This window comes from uncultured Dokdonia sp., assembly GCF_947492815.1.
In the GTDB taxonomy this organism is placed as follows: Bacteria; Bacteroidota; Bacteroidia; order Flavobacteriales; family Flavobacteriaceae; genus Dokdonia.
In genome coordinates, this window is the sequence record NZ_CANLOB010000002.1 from 337,028 (window position 1) to 353,228 (window position 16,201).

The following is a 16,201-nucleotide window of genomic DNA, read 5'->3' on the forward strand; positions in this document are numbered from 1 at the left end:
GAATATTTTCTAATTTTATATTTTCAAGTAGTAACTACTTGTGATGTTATAATTCTTTTTTATTAAAGTATTTAGTAATTATACTTTCTTTAATACTATTTATTTGTTGTTCTAAAGTTTAAAAACTTACAAAGACATTTTATTTATTTTAAAATTCTTTACTATATAAACTTTACAAACGTTAGGTCGTTAAAAATGTATAACATTACATTTTTAACATAATTATAATATTTTATTGATATTGCTAAAAGGTTCAATACTCCGAGGCTTGCCTCGAAATTAAAATTCAGTTTGGTATAAATGCCTGTTAGACTTGTCTCGAGGTAGTGCTTGAATGTTAAAGGACCATGAGGTTGCATCCTCGAATATCAGAATTATCGAATCTGCCTACAATAGAAAAAGTGCCGTCTTGATATGTAGTTCCTAAATCTTGTGTTGCTATAAAAGCACATGAATGAATATTAGCTAGATCTATAATGTTGAGCCCTCCTGTTCTTGAATTAGAAAATATGGTAAATGGGTCTTCTGGATCTCGGGCTATTATTTTCATCCATGGGGGTGTTGTAAATAGTCCTTTGCCTTTTGAATATGCTTGTGATAGGAGTTCTGTCATTCCATATTCGCTATGTATTTCTGAGACTCCAAAACCTTTAGAAAGTACTTCATGAAGTTCTTCTCGTATCATTTCTTTTCGCTTTCCTTTCATACCACCCGTTTCCATGATGATGGTATTTTGTAAAGAAAAAGTATATGTTTCAATAAGATCTAATAGCGCAAAACTAACTCCTATGAGAAGTACTTTTTGTCCAGAGGAGTCTAGGCTTTTTAATTTTTCGCTTAAAGCGAAATAATTATTAAGATAAAACCCACTGTCTTCATGTTTACTTGCTTTCATAAGATGATCTACCATATATACTAATGAAGATCCTGTACGTTCAAGATATGAAGGCAATAAAGCTAGAACAACATAATCTTCTATGTTTCCGTAAAACTGAGTAAACCCTTTTAGAAAGCTTGTTTCATATATAGCAAGATCTTTTACATAATGTTTACTTGTAGTACTCCCTGTGGTACCGCTACTTGTAAAAGTAGCTTCTGTTGTTTTTTGAGAAGACACCACTTCGTGTGATTTGAAAAATGAAATAGGTAAGAATGGGATGTCTTCTATTTGTTTTATATCACTTGGGTGTTTGTAAAGAAGATCACAAAAAGAACGATATATTGTATTGTGTTCAAATTGATATTGAAATACTTCAAGTGCTTTTTGCTCAAATTCTTGAGGAGTTTGTATGGCAAAAATATCTTGATATTTCATATGCTTAATTTAAAACAAAGGTATTAATCCCTGTTGAATATAAATATCTATATAAAACAAAAAGCGCCCTTTCAAAAGAGCGCTTTTTTAAAATGCTATAATGATTATGAGATTATCTTACGATCAACTTTGCTGTTGCTGTCGCATCATTCTCTTTAATAGTCATTAAATAGATTCCTGTTTCTAGTGTTTGTACATTAATGGTATTTATTGTGGTAGTACGTAGTACTAGTTTTCCTGTGATGTCAAATACAGTTACTTCTTTTTGAGTATTAGAGGCTGTTGTAATTGTTACAACATCTTGTGCAGGATTAGGGTAGATAGATAATCCATCAATGCTGTTTTCTCCTACGGAAAGTGTGATGTCGATATCTGCAGCAAATCTTGGTGTGATTTGATATGTATCATTAAACTGCCCAACAAGACCTGCTATATTTATTTCAGTAGTAGGTACTGCGTCAGGGTTTACTACGTAATCAGCTTCATCAAAGTTAGTACGTAAAGTAAACGTACCATCTGTGTTTGTGATATCATAGTTTGTATCCATAAGCCAGTTGGTATCTCCTGTTGTGTTTGTTACGGTAACCCCTGCGATTGCGATATACTCAGACTCGTATGCTTCACCATCTGCATTAAGATCTGTAATAGATACCACTTGTGGTGTGATATCATTTCCAGTAGACGTAGCTGCTCCAGGATCTTGAGATGGAGAGAATTGTAGAAGCCCACTAAAAGAACCTAATGTACCTCTTATTCCTGTGATTCCGTCTCCTATTGTATAGGTAGTTGTGATAACTCCAGCAGGATCATCAATTACGATAGCTCCAGTAGCATCTTCGATCCATTTTTGGTTACGTTGTGTTTGTTGGAACGTTAAGATAGCTTCTGCACTTAAGACAAACTCTTCACCTTCAGTTTGTGCTCTTAATTCTGCAATAGTAGCAACTTCAGGAGTTTCCTCACAAGCAGGTGTTGTAATATCTACAGCGATATTACAGTTAGGGCTTGTGATTTCAAGCGTTACAGTAGTCGCTTCAGACACTGCAATAATAGTAATGGTACCTTCTGCAACTGTAGAAGGATTGTCTCCAGAGATTGCTCCTCCTCCTATAACTTCTAGATTGTATGTTTCGTTACCACCACCTGTGTAGTCTATAGTGATTGTTGTTCCGTCTTGACCAGATGTTTCAGTGTCGCAAGTAGCTACTGCTGTATCTAATATTAATGTACAAGATGATGTGTTTTCTATATCATTTAAGTCACGAGCAGTAATAAAGTAATCTCCGTTGTTACGCTCTGTGATGATACCAGCAATGGTAGCCTCTGTAGGAACGTTTTCTCCAATATAGTCAGCGTCAAAAAATGAAGTTCTGAATACGTAATCTCCATCTGTATTTGAGATTGGATATTCTGTACCTGTTACCCATGTCATGTTTGCAGAATTGTCTACAGTAAGATCTGCTAATTGTACATACTCAGATTCAAAGTCATTTGGATTTGCATTAAGTGCTGTGATTGTAACCATTTGTGGTACAACTGCATTTCCGTTTGAAGAAGCTGCTCCAGGATCTTCAGAAGGAACAAATTGTGTCATTCCATTAAAAGAACCTAGTGTTCCTAATATTCCAGTGATTCCGTCTCCAATCGTGTACATCGTGGTAATTGTACCTGCAGAGTCATCTATAAGAATTGCTCCTGTTGCATCTTCGATAAATTTTTGATTTCTAAAACTTTGTTGAAATGTAAGTACGGCTTCTCCAGTAAGTAAGTATTCTACACCTTCTACACCTGCTCTAAGCTCAGCGATCGTTGCTACTTCAGAAGTTGGGATACAGTTTACAGCAAATAAATCGATAGATACATCGCATGTGGTACCTGTAGCTGTTAAAGCAAAATCTACGCCTTCGCTTACATTTATAGAGATAGTTCCGGTAGCATCTGAGCTAGGATCATCTCCTCCAATAGTTCCTGAAGTTCCATCAAGTGCTAATGTTACCATTTCTGCACCACCTCCAGTAAAATCTACTAAATAAGTAACACCATCTTGTCCGTCTGTTACATCATCACACGTTGAATCATTAAAACTGAAAGAAAGTGTACATGCAGAACATCCGTTTGTTGCGCGTAATGTAGGGGTTGCTGTACAGTAAGTACCATCATCACGACGTTGTAATGATTCTACATCTGCATCTACATTATCTTCATTGTACTGTACTGTCTCACCTAATGCAGCTAAAAGATCTGTGTCATCAGCATCATTTGTTCCGTAAACGATAGCGTCTACAAGGTTTGCAGTTGTTGCAGGCGTGTCATTTGGAAAATCATCAATGTTTCCTGTGTAAACTCCTACGGCATCAGCTCCGTTTTGAATGGTATTATTAGCACCTATCATAATGTCTGCGCCCATAACCTCATCACCTCCTACAATAAAAAACCCATTGGCATCTGTAGAAAAACCTGTTAAATCTATTGCATTATAGCTAGCATCATCAGATCCATTAAAAAGAACAAGAACAAGACCGTCAAGTGATTGGTTTGGCGTCTCAGAAAAGAGCTCGACAAACTCCATGGTGTCTGTTCCTGATTGATCTGCATCGACTTCATTGATCACTACCTGTCCAAAAGAAAGGCAAGAGATGAATAATGCAATTAAAAGAGTAATTTTTTTCATAATCATTAATTAGTTTAGTAATAAGGTGCAAAAATACAAAATGTAATAGTGGGAGCTGTTTTTGCTTTCGCGAAAGCGTAAATATTTAACCCATTCTTAATATTGATAGTATCTACGTAACGTGAAGAATAAATTACTTTAGTGATTTAATAAAGAATATATAATAAGTATATTTATAACATTAAATCGTGATACACTCATGAAGAATAAAGACATCAAAATATTATTAGTAGATGATGAGCCAGATATCTTAGAAATTGTAGGATATAACTTGTCTAATGAAGGATATAATGTAATTACAGGATCTAATGGTGTAGAAGCGGTTAAATTAGGTAAGAAACACAAACCACATCTTGTCATACTAGATGTAATGATGCCAGAGATGGATGGAATTGAAGCGTGTGAGTTATTGCGTAAAAATCCAGACCTTTCTGATACCATCATTACTTTTTTTACTGCACGAGGAGAAGATTACTCTCAAGTTGCTGGATTTGATGCAGGCGCAGATGATTATATTACAAAACCTATTAAGCCAAAAGTGCTTATCAGTAAGGTGAAAGCTTTATTACGTAGATTAAAGGAGAAAGATGAGTCTTCTGAAGTTATTAAGGTAGGGCATATTGTAATAGATAGAGAAGAGTATAAAATTGTAAAAGGGAAAGAAGAGATTGTACTGCCTAGAAAAGAATTTGAATTACTTTCTTTATTAGCATCAAAACCTGGGAAAGTTTTCAAAAGAGAAGATATCTTAGATAGAGTGTGGGGTAATGAAGTTGTTGTAGGTGGTCGTACTATCGATGTTCATATTCGTAAGTTGAGAGAAAAAATAGGCGACGAATCTTTTAAAACAATAAAAGGAGTAGGGTATAAATTTGTAGTTTAATGACAGACGACTTTAGAAGGTCATACGGTTTTTCCATAGTTACAGCACTTTATGTAACGCTCTTTTTTTTAGGAATACTAGTAGGTATTGGATATTGGCAAGGTAGTATAGACTGGGGTCTAATTGCTATAGTTGCTGTTTTTTGCTTTGTTTTTCTTTTTGTTATTATCTACTATCGCACCAAGATATTTATTTATCAAAGGGTGAAAAATATATATGATGAAGTAACATTGCTGGAAGATGCCGATCTGAAGCCTGGTAGAATTACAACAGACTTAAAATCACTCACAGATGAGGTAGGGCGTTATGCAACACGTAAAAAATTAGAGATAGAGTCTCTTAGGATTAAGGATGAATATCGTAAAGATTTTTTAGGAAATGTGGCGCATGAGCTCAAAACGCCTTTGTTTACTGTACAAAGTTATATCCTCACATTACTAGATGGAGCTATTAAAGATAAGTCAGTGCGAAAAAAATATTTACAACGGGCAGATAAAGGAGTAGAACGTCTTATCTATTTGGTGAATGATTTAGATATGATTACGAAATTAGAAGTAGGGGATTTAAATCTTAATTATACTTATTTTGATATTGTAGCACTAGTAAAAAGTACATTTGAGTTGTTGGAAATGAAAGCCGCAAAAAAGAATGTTACCTTAACTTTTGATGTTGATTATGAAGAGCCTATTCTGGTAAATGCTGACGAAGAGCGTATTCAGCAATTATTGACAAATATTATAGAAAATTCTGTTAAGTACGGTAAAAATGATGGTACTACAGAGGTAAGTATACAGGACTTAATCCAGAATAAAGTACTTATTCGTGTCACAGATAATGGTGAAGGAATAGAAAGCGAACATATACCACGTCTTTTTGAGCGTTTTTATCGTGTGGATAAATCTGGAAATCGTAAAGTGGGCGGTTCAGGGTTAGGCCTTTCTATTGTCAAGCATATTATTGAAGCGCATGATGAGAAGATCTATGTTGAAAGCGAATTTGGCGTTGGATCTGAGTTTTCGTTCACCCTTGAAAAGGCTGAAAAATTGCCTTAAGTTAATAGCTTCTTTAGGTTGTTCAAACCCCTTGTAAACACTTAGTTTAGCAAGATCTTTTACCTTGAAACTTTCTTGTTTTGAATAAGGAGCGATACCTTTTTCTTTTAATCTTTTAGCTAGGTATTCTTGTTCTGTTTGTCCAGGTGTTGGAATAAAAAATACTTTCTTTTGTAAAGCTGCAAGATCCATAATAGAGGTATAGCCAGATCGTGAAATGATGCAGTCAGCACTATTAATTGCTTTGGCGAGACTGTCTGAGGTTAAGAAGTTTACAATCTCTATGTTTTTTTTCTTTTTTCTAATTTCCTCTTCTTCTACCACTCCTCTTACTAGTAAAACAGCACCATTGTATTTTTTTAACTCTGCTAGTAATATTGTTTCTAGTATAGAGCGTTGAGGTTCTGGGCCAGATAAAATAACAAGAATATCATAACGAGTAGGTAATGCTTTCTTTTCCATTCTACTCAATGGACCTATGTATTTTACAGGGAGTTTTGTTTGTTTTGGATGTCCTAGTATGCCACTTAAGTTTGTGCTTCCTTCGTAATCTGGCACCCAGCACTCGTCAAAACGTTGTATAAAACGTTTGTGTAAAAAGGTGGCAATACCTGTAGTCTTACCGCTTAATACTTGTAATTGATGCGTTATAAAAACAGTAGGTACTTTTGAGGTATACAATCCTAATCTATTATCTGAAATGACACCATCAATGTTGTGAAGCTCCAAAATATCTTTTAATGCTTTATGTTCTTTGCGTATAGCTTTTGCGATATTAGGAATATTAGATAACATTTTTCGTTTAAAATGTGCTCCTTTTTTTGCGTATTCTATATTGTATGAAGGGAGTTTTGCAGTCTGTAAACTTGGAAACTCTTTTTGTAATAACTCTAGAGCAATACCGTCACTAGCAATAATTACACGGTGTCCATCATCTTGTAATGCGTGTATTATTGGGATACAGCGTGTTGCGTGTCCTAACCCCCAATTAAGAGGTGCTACAAGTATATTTACAGGTGTATTCATAAATGCAAATTTCAAACACTTATATCTACTAAAAGTTTCCTTAATTTTACCAAAACATTAAATAGTACTTTGGGAAGTAAAAATAAATTAAAGCGTTTTCGTGAAAACGAAACCTTCAGCAACGTCATTCAGCCTACACGTGAAGAGCTAGTTGATGGCAGTTTTCCACTTAAAGGTAAGTGGAAAACAGACTTTTTCAAAAATAATAAGCCTATTGTTTTGGAGTTAGGTTGTGGTAAGGGAGAATATTCTGTAGGATTAGCACAACGATATCCAGACAAAAACTTTTTAGGAATTGATATTAAAGGCGCTCGATTCTGGAGAGGAGCAAAAACAGCACTAGAAGAAGGATTGTCTAATGTGGGCTTTATGCGTACACAAATAGAGTTAGTTGATTGCGCTTTCGCGAAAGCTGAAATAGCAGAAATATGGATTACTTTTCCAGACCCACAAATTAAGTATAAACGTACTAAACATAGAATGACCAATACGGATTTTCTTCAAAAGTATAAACATATTTTAGTGCCTGAAGGAACTGTTAATCTAAAGACAGATTCAGAGTTTATGCATGGATATACACTTGGACTATTGCATGGAGAAGGTCATGAGATTCTGCATGCAAATCATAATGTGTATAAAAATGAATATTCTCCAGAAGAAGTAGTGGGAATACAAACATTTTATGAAAAACAATATCTTGAGCAAGGAAAACCGATAACTTATATTAAATTTAGAGTCAAATAGTTCACAGCTTTTGGAAACAACCAAACTCTTCTTTATTACTTATTTTGCTGCACTGGCAGGAGTGATTCCTCCTGGACTTATCAATATGTCTGTTGCAAAAACGTGTGTGCAACACGGTAAAAAGAATGGGACGTTAGTGGCTATTGGGGCATCATTAGTTGTTGCATTTCAAGCGCTTATTGCGATTTTGCTAGCGCGATATATTTTTGGAAATCCTTATGTGCGTAATATGTTACTTCGTACAGGGTTAGTTATTTTCTTAATCATGGCTATTTTCTTTTTTGTAAAAGCAAAACGTAGCCGTGTAAAGAAAGTAAAGGTTCCAAAACATGCAGGCATTAGAAGTTTAGGCAAAGGAATGATGGTTTCTGTACTTAATGTACTACCCATTCCTTATTTCTGTGCATTAGGTGCTGCGCTTAATGTAAGTGGTAAAGTAGAATATGATGTTATGGCTATAAGTATCTTTATTGCTGCTGCAGTATTAGGGACATTTACTACCTTATATCTTTATGTAGTCTTCTTTGCAAAAATTGAAAATAAGAGTGCTTCTTTCGCAAAGTATTCTAATTATTTTATGGCAGGTTTAATGCTTGTTTTGGTGATCATTACATTAATAAGAACCGTTTACTTTGAATGAAATACTCAGAAGAAACAGAAAACTTTTTTGATAAAGTATACGTAGTGACAAAATGTATTCCGTACGGTCGTGTTACGAGTTATGGTGCTATTGCTAAATATTTAGGCGCAGCACGTAGTAGTCGTATGGTAGGATGGGCTATGAATGGTGCTGGGAAATACCCCGACGTGCCAGCACATCGCGTAGTAAATAGAGTAGGGATCCTTACAGGTAAAATGCATTTTGGGAGTAGTAATGCGATGGCGCAAATGCTAGCAGAAGAAGGGATTCAGGTAGAAGATGATCAAGTAGTAAATTTTAAAAAAATCTTCTGGGATCCTGTTGTAGAACTAGGGATGGAGTAATGTGCTTCTTGATAGAATCATCACTTAAAAAAACACGAATTACAATTTTATTACTTTTTGATTGCCTTGTGTAGGTAATTTTTTAAGCGTTACCTCTCTATTTATTTTTCTTGAAATTATAAGCCCTATAATCAATAATGGAAAAAATAAAAGAATAGAAGGTAATGCTCCTGCTATTTGATCGGTCAGGTTTTGTGTAATCACTTCAGAATTATTGTTTATGGCTGGTAAAGTTCTAAAAAGGAAAAAGAAATTGATAAGTCCATGTGTTATAGCTATTGGAATTAACTTATTTGTTTTTATTAATACCGACGCAAAAAATATTCCCATGAAAGTTGCAAAAATAACTTGGGCGATTACTTGAGGTATATTTTCATTTACAGATAAATTTATTAAATGTGAAAGCCCAAAAAATAAAGCAGAGAAGAAAATACTTAGGAAGATACCATTTTTGTGGTAACGATATTTTTTGATAAAAAGTGGGATTAGCAATCCTCTAAAAATGAATTCTTCAGCAAAACCAACCATCATACAGGCTACAAAAAGTAATATGATATTACTGATTTGTACTTGAGTAATGTCATTGCCAATAAAAGATAAAATTCCAAGAATAAAAAGATAAATAGGTATGCAGTTAAGAAGCTTGAAGGACCATTTGTCAGAATGAGAAAGACCACTTAATGAAAGTAAATTTACTTTTTTAATGCCTATCAAACCTACTGTAAAAAGAGCAGACATTTTTAATGCTAGAACAATATATTCAATTTGAAATTCTGAAAAATAATCTGTAGAAAATAAACGATCTATTGGTAAGGAAAAGATAATGGCTATGTATAAAATTATGCCTAAAGCTGTAATAAAAGGATTGCTATTTTTGATTGAATACATACGTCTTTTTTTGCAAGATTACCTTAAGTGGTATACTTATAAGACGTTGTTGTTTTAAAAAAGGTTGCCTGAGGTACAGAAATAAAACATATAAATGATAAAGTTATTTTCTATTAGATACTTAGGTTTCTGAGTACGCTTTCGCGAAAGCGTACTTGCGAGATTCATAACCATAAGAGATAGTATGGTGTTAAAGCGGATGCACCATATTACCCTTTTATAAATCGTTTTATAACCGTGTTCGTTTGCGTATCTATTCGAAGAAAAAATACTCCTTTGGGTAATGTAGAAACAGATACGTTATTTAAATCTACTTCTTGCAGAATCACTCTTTTTCCAGTAATGTCGTATACCTCAATTTTTGATAATTGAATTTCTTGAGGAGGTATAATACTAATGATATCTTGAACAGGGTTAGGAATTATTTTAAATGTAGATAGAAATAAACCTTCATCTGTGATACTACAATCTTCAGAGAAAAATGTTTGAGCATCAATTTCCCATTGACTATAAGGAGTCTCTCTATTATTTGCTCTAGTCGCATCATCTACTTGAATACAGTTGAGGTTAAGATTTGTGAGCGTCGAAAATGTTGTAATGTTATTAGTATTTCCGTTTTGAATATTTAGGGCTGATAGATTGACGTTGGAAGCAATCAATGAGGTGAGCGCAGTGTTTGTTGAAAGATCAAGATCTGTAATTTCATTACCTACAGGAGTATCCAAATTGGCAATGTTTAATGTCTCTAATAGCAAATTGTTAGAAACATCAATATGGGTTAGGTTGTTGTCTTGAACGCTTAAAAAACGAAGTTGTGTATTAGATGAAATATCTAGACTTTCTAGCGATGTATGATCAGTAATCAGTGTCTCTAATGATTGATTTTTTGAGAGATGAATAAATGTAATCTCATTATTAAAACTACAGTTCAATGTTTGTAAAGCTGTAAAATCCTGAATTCCTGTAAGATCTTGTATATTTTCATTGCTTATGTCCAGGGAAGTTAATGTATAAATATCGGCGGTGAGTACTTCTCCATTAAGAACGCCATCAGAATCAATACCTTGATTGATTAAAGATTGCTCAAAATTAGGATCAGGAATACGTGTTATTCGGGTTTTCACAAATACATTATTAATATCTGCTACGATAGATTCATGCATTCTTATTTTTTGACCTGTTGAAAATATACTTCTACAAGAAAAAGCAAATGCACTCATGTAATTTAAAATGTCTTCCTGAAATATCTCATAAGGAGTCCCTTCACAATCAGTTAGGTCTCCAATGTATAAACAATTTTCTTCATCTAATTGAGTCTCTCTAATTTCAGGATTACCACTATACCTTGGGCAAGCGGCAGTATCTGCTACACGATCACCAGCTGTTGTAGCATTATAGTTTGGATCATTAAGATCTCTACTTACATGCTCACACGCTGTAGTATTAAAAAACTCTCTTGTGTGTAAAATAAAAAAATCGTGTGCTAATTCGTGGGTGAGTGTGTAATCATTAAAATCACTTCGTTGTACAGCGCATATTGTACTATTAAATCTTGCCTCGCCACTCCCTGGACCATGATCTTCTGGGATATATACATTAAAAGAATGAGGATTTATAAGACCGTTTTGTTTTGCATACGTTCCAATTTCTTGGAGATTAGCCCCAATATGATGTGCAGAAGAATTGAACGATTGGTTATCAAATCCTTCTAATCTAAAAAATATATTAAATGGATTAAAATCATCGTTTATTCGGGTCATTGCTTCCTGAACAGTTGTTTCATTAATAGTAGGAATGTTGCTGGCATCGTCATTATTAATTCCCCAGAAAAAAATAGTAAATGTAACTGGCTCAAAAGCGGCTAGAAAATCTTCATCCACAGAGCTGCTATAAACTCCTTCAATATCATCAGGAATTGACCCGCCCTCTAATAAAACACAAAGAAAATTGTCATTCTGAGCAATGATCATTAGAGGAAATAAAAAAATAATGTATGTTAAAAAGATCTTCATTTATAAAAAAATAAGTCGGCTTTCGAATCATTAATTTACAGAATACCTAGCTAAAATGAACGATACATAGATTTGGAGTGCCAATTTGCGTAAGTGTGTTTCTATTTTGTGTTCATAGATTAGTCTTGCTAGTAGGTAAGAGAGCATATAGTTTTGCTTAATGTTTAAGAAGTCTTAAAGGCTTTGTACTTCATACTTTAAGCGGTATCTTTGCGTTTAGAATTAGTCTAAGTAAGATTTAATGATTTTAGGCAATTCCTTTTTAAAAAAAGAAATGAAACTGAATAAGAAAGACATCCTAGAAGCATTACGAACAATAACAGTTCCTGGTGCTGGAGAAAATATGGTAGATAGTGGTGCCGTAACCAATGTTCTTACGTTTGGAGATGAGGTTATTGTAGATATTACTATTAAAAACCCAACATTACAAGCGCGTAAAAAAACAGAGGTTGAGATTATGAAGGCTATCCATGATAAGGTGGAGCAAAAAGCCCAAGTAAAAGTAAATCTAAAAGTAGATGCCCCTGCTCCTAAGGAAAAGGTGGAGATTAAAGGAAAACAGATTCCTGGAATTAAAAATATTGTTGCTATAGCTTCTGGAAAAGGAGGGGTTGGTAAATCTACTACCACAGCAAATATTGCGGTAAGCCTATCTGAAATGGGCTTTAAAGTAGGTGTGTTAGATGCTGATATATACGGACCTTCTATTCCTATTATGTTTGATGTGCCTCATGAGCGTCCACTTTCTGTAAATGTAGATGGTAAATCTAAAATGAAACCTGTAGAGAGTTATGGGGTGAAGGTATTATCTATTGGCTTTTTTACAAAACCAGATCAGGCAGTAGTCTGGAGAGGACCTATGGCTGCAAAGGCATTAAATCAAATGATTTTTGATGCCGCTTGGGGAGAATTAGATTTCTTATTATTAGACTTGCCTCCAGGCACAGGAGATATTCATTTAAGTATCATGCAGTCATTACCAATTACAGGAGCTGTAATTGTGAGCACTCCACAAACAGTAGCACTTGCAGATGCCAAAAAAGGAGTCGCAATGTTCCAGCAAGAAAGTATTAATGTACCTGTATTAGGTATTGTGGAAAATATGGCATACTTCACTCCAGAAGAACTGCCAGATAATAAGTACTATATCTTCGGAAAAGAAGGTGCAAAACACTTAGCTGAAGACCTTGATGTACGATTATTGGGAGAGATTCCTTTAGTGCAAAGTATAAGAGAAGCAGGAGACGTTGGACGTCCAGCAGCATTACAGTCTGGGTCGCCACTATCTGAAGCTTATGAAGTACTTACTAGAAATGTAGTAGAAGAGACAGTGCGACGTAATAAAAGTTTGCCTCCTACAGAAGTAATTAAAATAACAACAATGGCAGGATGTAGTGCCGTTAAAAACTAGGGTATGACAGATCAGGAATTAACTCAGAAAGTAGAAGAGGCACTTGAAGAAATCAGACCATTTCTCCAAAGTGATGGAGGTGATATTACATTACTCGGTATTGAAGAAGGTAAGACAGTTCGCGTACAATTAGAAGGGGCTTGTGTAGGATGTTCTGTAAATCAAATGACACTCAAAAGTGGCGTAGAAATGACAATAAAGAAACACGCACCTCAGATAGAAAGTGTGATTAATGTAGCGTCTTAAATTTCTTATAATATAGTGTTTGTAAATCCGCTTTCGCGAAATCGAACTAGTGAGATTCAAGACCAAAAGGGAGAGTGTAACGATAAAGCGTACTTAACAAAAATCAATGATTAAAACAGATATACTTATCATAGGTGCAGGTCCTACAGGACTCTTTGCTGTTTTTGAAGCTGGACTTTTAAAGTTAAAATGTCATCTTATTGATGCCTTACCACAACCAGGTGGGCAATGCTCAGAAATCTATCCTAAAAAACCTATTTATGATATTCCTGCATTTCCAGAAGTACTAGCAGGAGATTTGGTTGATAATCTCATGAAACAAATTGAGCCTTTCCAACCAGGTTTTACATTAGGTGAGCGTGCACAAACCATAGAAAAACAAGATGATGATACCTTTATAGTTACCACCAATAAAGGAACAAAACATCACGCGCCTGTCGTAGCAATAGCAGGAGGTTTAGGGAGTTTTGAACCTCGTAAGCCTATTTTAGAGAATATTACTCAGTTTGAAGATAAAGGAGTCGAATATATCATTAGAGATCCAGAAATCTATAGAGATAAAAAAGTCATTATAGCTGGAGGTGGTGATAGTGCATTAGATTGGAGTATCTTCTTGTCTAGTGTGGCTAGTGAAGTTACTTTAGTACACCGTCGTAATGAGTTTAGAGGAGCGTTAGATAGTGTTGAGAAAGTTCAAGAGTTAAAAAATCAAGGAAAGATTACTTTAATTACCCCTGCAGAAATTACAGCACTTTCAGGAAATGAACATCTAGAGAGTGTCACTGTAAAAAGAGGTGAAGAAGAAAAAGAAATTGAAGTAGATCATTTTATTCCGTTGTTTGGATTAGCGCCTAAATTAGGACCTATCGCAGACTGGGGTCTTGAGATCGAAAAAAACGCCATTAAAGTAAATAATAGTTTAGATTATCAAACTAATATCCCTGGTATTTATGCTATTGGAGATGTAAATACCTATCCAGGAAAGTTAAAACTTATTCTTTGTGGTTTTCACGAAGCTACACTCATGTGTCAGAGTGCCTACCAACGTATTTTTCCAGATAAGCGATATGTGATGAAGTATACGACTGTTGGTGGAGTTACAGGATTTGATGGTAGTAAAAAAGAAGCGCCCAAAGCTGTCATTAAAGCCATAGAGTAATGGAGGGCTATGTTAGTGTAAGCAGTATTATAGGTTTTTTTGTTATTGTTCTTATTTTAGGATGCTTACTACATTTTGCACTCTCAAAGACGGATATATATATGAGAAAAGTTCAATCTAAAGGACTTTTGTCAAAATTCTTATATTTCGCTGTACTTTTAATAATGCTCTATATGCTATTGTTAGTTATTTTTGGGATTATTAAACTAATAGGTATTTAACATGTCAGATATCACCATACATATTACAGATAGAGAAGGTGCTACCCATACAGTAGAAGCGCCTACAGATATGAATATGAATCTTATGGAAATTGTGCGTTCTTATGAACTTGCACCAGAAGGTACTATTGGTGTTTGTGGAGGAATGGCAATGTGTGCTTCTTGTCAATGTTATGTAGAAAGTGATCACGTATTGCCAGAAATATCTGATGATGAAGATGCTATGCTTGCTGAAGCGTTTTACGTAGAAGACAACAGCCGACTTGGCTGTCAGATACATATGCATCCTGTATTAGATGGTCTTAAAGTGCGTTTGGCTCCAGAAAGCTAATCGGGATAATTATGCCAGTTTTTATATAGATAAACTGTAAATGTCAAGTCCTGGTGTTAGTTTAGTTCTTTGATTTTAGGATGTTTAAATACATTTTGTATATTTAATAACATTAACAGCCCCAAACTATGAATACAGTATATAAATGCATACTTGCATTTATGCTATTTACTTTACATGCTTCTATAGCTCAAGAATCAAAAGTAGATAGTTTAAAATTACTTCTAGAGGAGATAGAATATCCTATAGAAAAAACGAATCTATACAATGAAATTGCGATTTCTTTTTATACTTCCCAATTGTATAATGATAGTGCCTATTACTACAATGAAAAAGCATATCAAATAGCAAAAGAATATAGCCTTCCCGATAAAGAAGGAAGAGCCTTGTTTAATTTTGGTTTAATACAAACTGAGATAGGAGAGACTAATCTAGCTATTGAAAATTATATAAAAGCATTATTCATTTTTGAAAGACTTAAAGATTCACGTAATATTAGTGTGATTAATAGTAGTATTGCTGCCTTGTACTTTTCAGAAGAAAAATATGAGAAGGCCATTACTTTTTTTGAAAAAGCAATAGAAATATCTACTATAGATAAAGATAGTATTGGAATGACTATTGACTATGTAAACTTAGGGGCATCAGAATATAAAGCAGGGAAATATAAATCTGCAAAAGAGCATTTAGAATTTGCAGAGCAACTCGCTAAGAAAAAAGGATTAGATTATTCTTCATTGCATATATCATATGCAAATACATTGTTTGCATTACAAAATATAGATAGTGCAATGGTAGAAGCAACAATAGGCCTGTCTCTTGCTAAAAAAGAAAATGATATTAAAAGTATTTCTGAAGCTTCAGACTTGCTTCATCGTATTGAAAGTAGTAAAGAAAATTATAAAGACGCATTACTACATTATAAACGCTTTGTAATGTATGAAGATAGTTTGAGTGTTGCTAAAGATGAGCATGTCATTGAGATGTTAAAGTTAAATGCAGATATACGAAGTAAAGAAGAGTCTATTACTCGTATGAAACAAAAAGAAAAATACTTAAGCATTATATATGTACTAGTCGCTATTGGAATTGTACTGCTTGTTTTCTTAATATCCAGACAGATGAAAGTGTCTAAAATGACACAAGAAATTCACAGTATTCAAACAAAACTTGTAGGTGAAGAACTTGAAGAACGAAGCCTACGAAATGAATAGTAATTTCTAATTATTTATCTATATCAAAGATTTTTATAACTTTG

Annotated in this window: 14 protein-coding genes and 1 pseudogene; 10 read left to right on the forward strand and 5 right to left on the reverse strand. The window is 34.2% G+C overall.

Annotated elements, in window-relative coordinates; genetic code table 11:
- Positions 1-337 precede the first annotated feature (337 nt).
- Positions 338-1,315 carry an acyl transferase gene (locus tag Q1A01_RS04285; RefSeq protein ID WP_299676485.1) on the reverse strand — a complete coding sequence of 326 codons (978 nt, stop codon included), beginning with the start codon at positions 1,313-1,315 and terminating at the stop codon, positions 338-340.
- 112 nt (positions 1,316-1,427) lie between these two features.
- A complete protein-coding gene (locus Q1A01_RS04290) occupies positions 1,428-3,986 on the reverse strand; it encodes a DUF5689 domain-containing protein (RefSeq protein WP_299676488.1) in 2,559 nt (852 codons plus the stop codon).
- Positions 3,987-4,185: 199 nt separating this feature from the next.
- On the opposite strand from Q1A01_RS04290, the gene Q1A01_RS04295 reads away from it, so the two are divergent.
- On the forward strand, positions 4,186-4,869 hold the full coding sequence (locus Q1A01_RS04295) for a response regulator transcription factor (RefSeq protein WP_299676491.1): 684 nt from the start codon (positions 4,186-4,188) through the stop codon (positions 4,867-4,869).
- Entirely contained in the window at positions 4,869-5,921 is a 1,053-nt protein-coding gene (locus tag Q1A01_RS04300; protein ID WP_299676494.1) for an ATP-binding protein, read from the forward strand. Before Q1A01_RS04295 ends, Q1A01_RS04300 begins: the two co-directional genes overlap by 1 nt.
- A gap of 105 nt (positions 5,922-6,026) precedes the next feature.
- Here Q1A01_RS04300 and Q1A01_RS04305 read toward each other — a convergent pair.
- Positions 6,027-6,947: pseudogene (locus Q1A01_RS04305) on the reverse strand (glycosyltransferase); the annotation flags it as partial.
- Between the two features lie 69 nt (positions 6,948-7,016).
- Here Q1A01_RS04305 and trmB point away from each other — a divergent pair.
- Genes trmB through Q1A01_RS04320 form a run of 3 tightly spaced genes read left to right on the forward strand, consistent with a single transcriptional unit; the run spans position 7,017 to position 8,675 of the window.
- Positions 7,017-7,691 carry a tRNA (guanosine(46)-N7)-methyltransferase TrmB gene (gene trmB / locus Q1A01_RS04310; RefSeq protein ID WP_299676497.1) on the forward strand — a complete coding sequence of 225 codons (675 nt, stop codon included), beginning with the start codon at positions 7,017-7,019 and terminating at the stop codon, positions 7,689-7,691.
- 10 nt (positions 7,692-7,701) lie between these two features.
- Positions 7,702-8,331 carry a LysE family transporter gene (locus tag Q1A01_RS04315; RefSeq protein ID WP_299676500.1) on the forward strand — a complete coding sequence of 210 codons (630 nt, stop codon included), beginning with the start codon at positions 7,702-7,704 and terminating at the stop codon, positions 8,329-8,331.
- Positions 8,328-8,675 (forward strand): MGMT family protein, encoded by a 348-nt coding sequence (locus Q1A01_RS04320; protein ID WP_299676503.1) that lies wholly within the window; start codon positions 8,328-8,330, stop codon positions 8,673-8,675. Before Q1A01_RS04315 ends, Q1A01_RS04320 begins: the two co-directional genes overlap by 4 nt.
- Before the next feature lie 39 nt (positions 8,676-8,714).
- Here Q1A01_RS04320 and Q1A01_RS04325 read toward each other — a convergent pair whose 3' ends face one another.
- Both Q1A01_RS04325 and Q1A01_RS04330 read right to left on the reverse strand, forming a co-directional pair.
- Positions 8,715-9,563, reverse strand: coding sequence for a CPBP family intramembrane glutamic endopeptidase (locus Q1A01_RS04325; protein ID WP_299676506.1), 849 nt, complete (start codon positions 9,561-9,563; stop codon positions 8,715-8,717).
- 209 nt (positions 9,564-9,772) lie between these two features.
- The gene (locus tag Q1A01_RS04330; protein ID WP_299676509.1) at positions 9,773-11,575 is read right to left on the reverse strand and encodes a T9SS type A sorting domain-containing protein; all 1,803 of its coding nucleotides are present in this window, start codon (positions 11,573-11,575) and stop codon (positions 9,773-9,775) included.
- A gap of 274 nt (positions 11,576-11,849) precedes the next feature.
- Between Q1A01_RS04330 and Q1A01_RS04335 the strand changes: the two genes are divergently transcribed.
- The 5 genes from Q1A01_RS04335 (at position 11,850) to Q1A01_RS04355 (ending at position 16,157) form a co-directional block, all read left to right on the forward strand.
- The gene (locus tag Q1A01_RS04335) at positions 11,850-12,986 is read left to right on the forward strand and encodes an Mrp/NBP35 family ATP-binding protein (protein WP_299676512.1); all 1,137 of its coding nucleotides are present in this window, start codon (positions 11,850-11,852) and stop codon (positions 12,984-12,986) included.
- Positions 12,987-12,989: 3 nt separating this feature from the next.
- Positions 12,990-13,232, forward strand: coding sequence for a NifU family protein (locus Q1A01_RS04340; protein ID WP_299676515.1), 243 nt, complete (start codon positions 12,990-12,992; stop codon positions 13,230-13,232).
- Positions 13,233-13,338: 106 nt separating this feature from the next.
- Positions 13,339-14,391 (forward strand): NAD(P)/FAD-dependent oxidoreductase, encoded by a 1,053-nt coding sequence (locus Q1A01_RS04345; RefSeq protein WP_299676518.1) that lies wholly within the window; start codon positions 13,339-13,341, stop codon positions 14,389-14,391.
- A 222-nt stretch (positions 14,392-14,613) separates the two neighbouring features.
- Entirely contained in the window at positions 14,614-14,943 is a 330-nt protein-coding gene (locus Q1A01_RS04350) for a 2Fe-2S iron-sulfur cluster-binding protein (RefSeq protein ID WP_299676521.1), read from the forward strand.
- Positions 14,944-15,071: 128 nt separating this feature from the next.
- The gene (locus tag Q1A01_RS04355; protein WP_299676524.1) at positions 15,072-16,157 is read left to right on the forward strand and encodes a tetratricopeptide repeat protein; all 1,086 of its coding nucleotides are present in this window, start codon (positions 15,072-15,074) and stop codon (positions 16,155-16,157) included.
- Positions 16,158-16,201 lie beyond the last annotated feature (44 nt).